Source organism: Liquorilactobacillus uvarum DSM 19971 (assembly GCF_001434935.1).
GTDB lineage: Bacteria > Bacillota > Bacilli > Lactobacillales > Lactobacillaceae > Liquorilactobacillus > Liquorilactobacillus uvarum.
Genome location: NZ_AZEG01000050.1, coordinates 1 through 7,710, shown reverse-complemented (window position 1 = coordinate 7,710; position 7,710 = coordinate 1). Strand labels below are relative to the sequence as shown.

General features: G+C 42.2%; 6 protein-coding genes. All 6 read left to right on the top strand.

Features of this window, described 5'->3' with window-relative positions; translation table 11 throughout:
* Positions 1-7: 7 nt before the first annotated feature.
* The gene (locus tag FD20_RS11740; protein WP_057738735.1) at positions 8-376 is read left to right on the top strand and encodes a hypothetical protein; all 369 of its coding nucleotides are present in this window, start codon (positions 8-10) and stop codon (positions 374-376) included.
* A gap of 163 nt (positions 377-539) precedes the next feature.
* The gene (locus FD20_RS11735) at positions 540-3,728 is read left to right on the top strand and encodes a type I restriction endonuclease subunit R (protein ID WP_057738733.1); all 3,189 of its coding nucleotides are present in this window, start codon (positions 540-542) and stop codon (positions 3,726-3,728) included.
* Between the two features lie 13 nt (positions 3,729-3,741).
* Positions 3,742-5,358, top strand: a complete 1,617-nt coding sequence (locus FD20_RS11730) for a type I restriction-modification system subunit M (protein ID WP_057738731.1) — start codon at positions 3,742-3,744, stop codon at positions 5,356-5,358.
* On the top strand, positions 5,355-6,617 hold the full coding sequence (locus tag FD20_RS13095; protein ID WP_083489142.1) for a restriction endonuclease subunit S: 1,263 nt from the start codon (positions 5,355-5,357) through the stop codon (positions 6,615-6,617). Before FD20_RS11730 ends, FD20_RS13095 begins: the two co-directional genes overlap by 4 nt.
* Before the next feature lie 186 nt (positions 6,618-6,803).
* On the top strand, positions 6,804-6,893 hold the full coding sequence (locus FD20_RS14070; protein WP_072672334.1) for a putative holin-like toxin: 90 nt from the start codon (positions 6,804-6,806) through the stop codon (positions 6,891-6,893).
* Between the two features lie 244 nt (positions 6,894-7,137).
* The coding region (locus FD20_RS11720) for a Y-family DNA polymerase (protein WP_477218315.1) at positions 7,138-7,710 on the top strand (573 nt) is incomplete at its 3' end.

Genomic DNA, 7,710 nt, shown 5'->3' with positions numbered 1-7,710 from the left:
GTGCCCCTTGAATAACCAAGACTTTGATTTAGGCACGGTTAAGCATTTTTTTGAACATGATTACCATGACCGGGGCATGATGAAATGGCAGGGGTTCTATTTATCTGATCATACTGCCGCTTTAAACCAACAGAACCAGCAGTTGAATGAAATATACGTTCCAAGACCGCAACAATCCTTAACAGTAATTACCGAGGTATTGGCGGACGCATATCAGCGTCAGCAACCAGTGACCATTCAATTAAAAACGGTTGACCAAAACAACCGCCATTTACCAGATATCACCACCTTGATCCATGGTTACAATGCCAATGATATTGTGGTTGACGCTGATCGGTTTATCCCACTACCAGAAATTCGAAATGTTTCAACATAAAAGGACGGAACGGTTACTTAATAATTAACCTTCCGTTTTTTTGATGCTTGTCTATTTGGCTTTATTTGTATCCTAGCTATACTAATTTATGAAGCCTAAACGCTAATCTGTTCGCGTATAATAAACTAGTGAGTAATTTAAAGGTGGGAGAAGGAATGTTTTTATGTTGGAACTGTCATTTGAAAAAGAAGTTGTTAAAACCTTAACGACTGGAAGCAATCAATGGGTGGAACGCAAAGACCTATATGGTGCGACGCCGGATCAATTATGGGCTAATTTTCGTGATAAATTAAATAACAATAACTATGCTAAATTGCAGGGATACCCCCTAACTGATACCGAATTTAATCAGGTTAAACGGGCGATTGAGGTCCGGACACCTTACGAAGCAGCTAAGTTACTAGCCGCCGAAAATGGCATTGGCAAAGTGGAAGTTGAACGTGATGATGCTAAGCTGGGCACGGTGACGCTCGAGTTGTTTTGGAAAGCGGACGTTGCTGGCGGTAAATCTAGTTATGAAGTGGTACGGCAAGCAGTGCGACCACGGTTAGCTGGTACTCAAGATGTCGATCCTGATCGCCGTTTTGACGTAACCCTATTGATTAATGGGTTACCCTTAATTCAATTGGAACTAAAAAAAGCCACGGTCGAACTTAACCAGGCTTTTAATCAAATTGAAAAATACGCGCAGGAAGGTAAATATACGGGAATTTACTCGCTGTTGCAAATGTTTGTGATTATGACGCCGGAAAGTACGGCGTATTTTGCGAATGCCGAACCGGATCATTTCAATAAAGCCTTTTTGTTCAATTGGCGAACGCGGGATAATCACCCCGTGGAAAACGGCTTAGCGTTTACGCGCCAAGTCCTTAATATTCCCATGGCCCACAAAATGGTCAGTGAATATACGGTCATCGACCAAGAACGTCAAAGCTTAATTCTCTTACGGCCTTACCAGATTTATGCGATTGAAGCCGTGATGCACCGGATTCATGACCATCAAGATGGCTTTGTTTGGCATACCACGGGTTCTGGTAAAACACTCACCTCATATAAAACCGCTAAATTAGCTGCGCAAGATCCCGGTGTCGATAAGGTCATCTTCTTAGTTGACCGGCGGGATTTAGACGAACAGACAACCAGCAACTTTAGTGCCTATGCTGCCAATGACGATATTGCCATTAACGAAGCCCAAAATACCGGTGATTTAATGCGTAAGTTGCAACAAAATGACGGTAAGGTCTTGGTTACCTCGATTCAAAAACTCCATCGGGCGGTCAAAAAAACGCAAGCCCAGTTGGAAACCGGTAAGCAATCCCGCTTTAGCAAGACTTTAAAACAACGGGTAATCTTCTTTGTCGACGAAGCCCACCGGTCGCAATTTGGTAAGATGCAAAAGGAAATTCGGTCAGCGTTTATCAATAGTAACTGGTATGGTTACACCGGCACTCCCATTTTTAATGAAAATAAGAAGCAGCTCAAGGGTGATCTGGCGGTTACCACTGAGGAGCTATTTGGTAAAGTCTGTCACGTCTATAACTTGCGAGACGCTCTAGAGGACCAAGCCGTGTTACCGTTTAACGTGGAACATGTAACGACAATTGGTAAAGACACGTTAATAACCCGGGCCCTCGAGAAAGAAACCCAGCGCGTCAAAGCACGTCGCGATAAGCAAGGCCGCCTGCTGAGTACAGCTGATGAAGCAAAAATTCAAGCCAAGATTCAAGCGATGTCAGTAAAGGACTTGGAAGAAACGTATTTAACTCCGGCTGACTTTGAGACCGATGAACATATTAACCAAGTTGTTCAATATATTTTACAAAAAGGCCCACGTAAAACGAGTTTGGGTCATGGCAACTACAATGCTATTTTGACCACCAGTTCCATTGAAATGGCGCAACGCTATTATCAAGCCTTTAAAGCCGCTAAAAAGACTACTCACAATAAGCTAGATCCTGATTGGCCCCGGATTGCGATTACTTATTCATTAAGTGAAAACGAAGATCAGAGTGCGCACAAACATGACCAAATGGCCACCATTTTAAAAGATTATAATCAGCAGTATCACACTAATTTTGATTTAGCCGATCTGAATCTCTATAACGAAGATGTCGCAAAACGGGCTGCTCGGCGTGAGGCGGTCTTTGCTCATTTGAAACCGGATCAGGAAATTAATTTAGTGATTGTGGTGCGGCGGTTATTAACGGGTTTTGATGCCCCTCGGCTAAACACGCTCTTTGTTGACCGCACCTTAGCTTATCAAGAACTCATTCAAGCCTACTCACGCACCAACCGGCTCCAAAACCGGGAATTAAAACAAGAGGGTCAAATTGTGACCTTTCGGGTGCCGGCAATCATGGAAGCGAATGAACGTGAAGCTTACAAGTTATATAGTGGCGAAGGCTCCTTTAATGTCATCATTCGTCCCACTTATCAGCAGGCCGTCTTAAAATTTCAAAAGGCCGTGGACGATTTAAAAACCATTGCCCCGACGCCGACGGCGGCCGATGACCTGAAAGGAACCACTGCCAAGGTGCAATTTGTGAAAGCATTTCGCCAAGTGAATCAGCAATTGAACTCGCTATCGATGTACAATGATTTTACTTGGGAGAACAGCGAAAAGGCTTTTGGTATCGCTCAGCCCGAAGTAGAATCCTATACGGGTAAATATCTGCGGATTAAAGCGGCGGTCACTAACCAAGAGCCCGAGAAAGTCCCCGAAGAATTAGCTGCTTTAGACTTTTCCTTAGCTGTTGGTTCAGTTGTCTTGGTGGATTATGATTATTTGACGCAATTAATTCAAGACTGGATTGATGAACAGCAACGGTACTCGACACCCGATCAGGCCCAAGCGCATATGACGGATTACCTGCAAAATAGTGCCAAAGTACAGGCTAGTTTGAATAAATTAGCGGAAACGCAACCTCAACAGGCCCAGTTAATTCGCGAAGCCATGCCTTATATTGAGCAACAAATGCAACAGTCTCAGCAACAAATGCAACAGTCTCAGCAACAGAGCACCCCAAATCAAGCGCCAGTAGCGTTGAATGCTCGGAAGTTGGTGGCTGATTACGCCCAGAAACAATTGGTCAAAAAAACGACGACCTTTGCCCATACGTGGGGCTTAGATCAAGCAGCCCTATTACGGGTGGCACGTGAACACACTGTGGGTACTGATGAATGGCATCATGAACAAGAATTAACGCAGTCAGCGAATTTAGTAGCGGCCTTACAAGCTCAAACTGCCACTGGGCCGAAGATTCCAGCTATTTTGCCACTATACCGGATTAAGTCCCAGGCCGCTTGGCGGCAGTTTATTGAACACGATTTAGCAATTTATCTACAAAAATAAGTGAGGTTAAACAATGTCAGAAAAAACAATGCAAGCTAGTCAACTTGAAAGTGCCCTATGGAATGCGGCCGATGTCTTACGCGGGAAAATGGACGCCTCTGAATATAAAAATTATTTATTAGGGTTAATTTTTTATCGGTTCCTATCTGAGAAAACCTTGACGACCTTTAGTGAATGGGCGGGTGAAACCGAAAATGTCACTCAGAAATATGCTCAGTATATGGATCCTCAGTTCGAGTTGGAAGGCGTCTCGGTGCAGCCCAGTTTAGTGGAGTATTTGCAAAACACGCTCGGCTATTTAATTCAACCCCAGGCGTTGTACGCCACCCTGATTGGCAAGATTCAAGCCCATACTTTTGCGTTAGACGATTTATCTCAAGCACTTCATGATCTGGAACAGTCGACACAAAATCTATCTTCAGCGCAAGACTTTTCAGGCTTGTTTGCCGATGTGGATTTAAGTAGTAATAAATTAGGCAGTTCTTTACAACAACGGAACCAAACTATTAGTGATACTATGTTAGCTTTAAATGCGATTGATCTTATCCATCATCAAGGCGACGTCCTAGGTGACGCCTATGAATACTTAATCGCGCAATTTGCCAGTGATTCCGGTAAAAAAGCGGGTGAATTTTATACCCCGCGGCAGGTGTCCGACATTATTGCCCAGATTGTGACCTATCAGCGCAATGAAGGTGATAACCAAGTGCGGACTATCTATGATCCAGCAGTTGGTTCTGGTTCGCTGCTGTTAAATGTCGGACAGCACGTGCAAGAGCCCAGTTTAGTGAGTTATCACGGCCAAGAACTGAACACCACGACCTTTAACCTGGCCCGAATGAATTTAATGTTACATGGGGTCTCGTATGACGATATGCATTTACGCAATGGCGACACGTTAAGTAAAGATTGGCCGGTTGACGAACCTTACTTATTTGATGCGGTCGTTATGAACCCGCCCTACTCGGCGCACTGGGATAACAGTGACAAACGCTTATCCGATCCCCGCTTCCGTGATTATGGTGTCTTACCGCCTAAATCAAAAGCCGACTTTGCCTTTCTGCTACACGGCTTTTATCATTTACAAGAGCACGGAACTATGGGCATTGTCCTACCCCATGGCGTATTGTTTCGGGGGGCTAAGGAAGGCAAAATTCGCCAAAAGCTTCTGTTAGATAACCGGATTGATGCCATTATTGGGCTACCCGCTAATATTTTTCATTCCACCAGTATTCCAACGTTGATCATGATTTTAAAGAAACATAAAACCACTGATGACGTCTTATTTATTGATGCGTCTCGGGAATTTGAAAAGGACAAGAATCAAAATAAGCTAACGGCAGCGAATATTCAAAAAATTGTGACCACTTATCAAAACCGGCAGGATGTCGATAAATATGCCCATGTGGCCTCACCGGCAGAAATCAAAGCGAATGATTATAATTTAAATATTCCGCGCTACGTTGATACGTTTGAGCCGGAACCCGAGATTGATCTGAACCAAGTCAAAGCTGATCTAAAGCAACTGGACGAGGAAATCAGTCAGAATGAACAAATCTTTAATGAATTAGCTAGCCAGTTAGTGACCACCCAGGTTAATGACCAGTCAAAACCGGAGGCCCACAAATGAAAGATCAACAAGCTAGTTACCCGCAGTTAAGATTTAAAGGGTTTACTGATCCTTGGGAAGAGCGTAAGTTATCTGAAATAGTCGATATTTATGACGGTACTCACCAAACACCCATATATACTGACTCAGGTGTTAAGTTTGTAAGTGTTGAAAACATATCTAATTTGGAGACTAAAAAGTATATTAGCCAAGAAGCTTATAATAAAGAATATGCTAAAAAGCAAGCTCAAAAAGGCGACGTATTAATGACGAGAATCGGCGATATCGGTACTTCAAGGGTTATAGAAACTGAAGAACCTTTAGCTTACTATGTTACGTTGTCTCTGCTTAAACCTAAAAAAATAGAGTCTAATTTCTTATCTTGGTTAATTTCTAGTCCAGAGGTTCAACGTAATATTTGGAAAAGAACACTGCACATTGCCTTTCCTAAAAAAATAAATCTAGGTGAAATTAATCAAGTTGAAGTAATGATCCCTAAAAATAAAGAGCAACAAAAAATCGGTTCGTTCTTCAAACAATTGGATGACACTATCGCTCTTCATCAGCGTAAGTTAGCTAAGCTTAAGGAACTTAAACAGGGCTATTTGCAGAAATTGTTCCCCAGAAATGGTAGCAAGTTCCCGCAATTAAGATTTGCAGGGTTTGCTGACGCTTGGGAACAGCGTAAGTTAGAAAAAGTTTTTGATTTTTCGATTTCTACGAACTCTCTATCACGTGCACATTTAAACTATGATGGAGGTGGAATTAAGACTGTCCATTATGGGGATATTCTTGTAAAATATGGACCAATTCTAGATATTAGTAGGGACAGAATTCCTTTTATAACAGATGGTGCACTGGGGAAATATAGAAACAGTTTATTGGAGAATGGTGACATTATTTTTACTGATGCTGCAGAAGACGAAACGGTTGGAAAAGCTGTTGAAGTTAGTGGTATAAAAGATGATTATGTTGTATCAGGACTTCATACGATCGTAGCTAGACCAAAAGAAAAAATGGCTGTTTTTTTTATGGGATATTACATTAATTCAGATACATATCATAGACAGCTTTTGCCTTTAATGCAGGGAACCAAAATTTCTTCAATTAGTAAAAGTAATCTTCAAAAAACGACAGTTTCACATCCAAAAAGCACAAATGAACAGTCTAAAATTGGTGCCTTCTTCAAACAACTTGATGATACTATTACCCTTCATCAGCGTAAGCTTGAAAAACTCCAGGAACTAAAAAAAGGGTATCTACAAAAGATGTTTTGCTGATTCTTAATTTGATCAAATTTAGGATCCTATGAAACCCCATGACTTAATTTTTATTGTGCTTGGTCAACACTTAATTCACCTGTATAATGGATTACGCAGGAAGTTTTAAGGGCGGTGGCTGTCTTTTCCCTTGTGAGGTGAGGCCCATGGGAACATGGAATAATCTTCAGGAAGGTTTCACAGTCAATGAGCGTCTTCCAGACACTCTCGTTGATGTTGCTATTTGCAATGTTTATTTTAGCGTTGCTAACGTACATCGACAAAAGGAACAAATAAAAAAGCCGCCCTGCGTAACTTTGGCCAGTTACAGGGTAGCTTAATGCTGTCTTATTAACTTCGCCACCGCCTTTGAAGCGGCTTGCATGGGAAGTCCTGTTCTAGCGGGACTTCCCTTTTTCTGTCTACATTATAGCATGACTATAATGGACTTTCGACTATTTTTAATCAACTTTCTGCCAGTTTTTAGGGAACATACGTTTGCTTTTTTGTGCTACAATACAGGTAAAAGCTAACGGAAGTGATGAAATTGTTTACTCATGATGAACCGCATGGCGTGTTCTTCTTAATCGATAACAAGTCCTTTTATGCTAGTTGCGAAGCCGTTGCCCGGGGGCTAAATCCCTTAAAAGTCCCATTAGTGGTCCTTAGTGAAGCTGAAAATACCAATGGCGGACTCATTTTAGCCACGTCACCCGAAGCTAAGCACTTATTTCATCTTAAAGCCAACGTCTCCCGTAAACGTGACTTACCCAATGACCCCAGGTTGTGGGTCGTGCCACCGCGCATGAACCTTTATATTCAACGTAATTTGCAGATCAATCAGATCTTTCATCAATTTACTACTGAAAAAGAGGTTTGGCCGTATTCAATTGATGAAAGCATTCTTGATATGACCCATACTTGGCGGCTGTTTGGCAATTCCGTTCGCGAAGTGGCACGCTTGATTCAAAAGACAGTTCGGCAAAAGCTAGGCTTGTATACCACCGTGGGAATTGGTGACAATCCGGTGCAAGCTAAATTAGCCTTAGACCTTTACGCTAAACATAATCATGAATTGATCGGTGAAATCCATTACGAAACTGTGCCGGATAAA

Bases quoted from the DNA above. Each gene is read 5' to 3' on its own strand.
- FD20_RS11735 (WP_057738733.1), top strand. From the start codon at position 540: ATGTTGGAACTGTCATTTGAAAAAGAAGTTGTTAAAACCTTAACGACT.
- FD20_RS11730 (WP_057738731.1), top strand. From the start codon at position 3,742: ATGTCAGAAAAAACAATGCAAGCTAGTCAACTTGAAAGTGCCCTATGG.
- FD20_RS13095 (WP_083489142.1), top strand. From the start codon at position 5,355: ATGAAAGATCAACAAGCTAGTTACCCGCAGTTAAGATTTAAAGGGTTT.
- FD20_RS14070 (WP_072672334.1), top strand. From the start codon at position 6,804: ATGAGCGTCTTCCAGACACTCTCGTTGATGTTGCTATTTGCAATGTTT.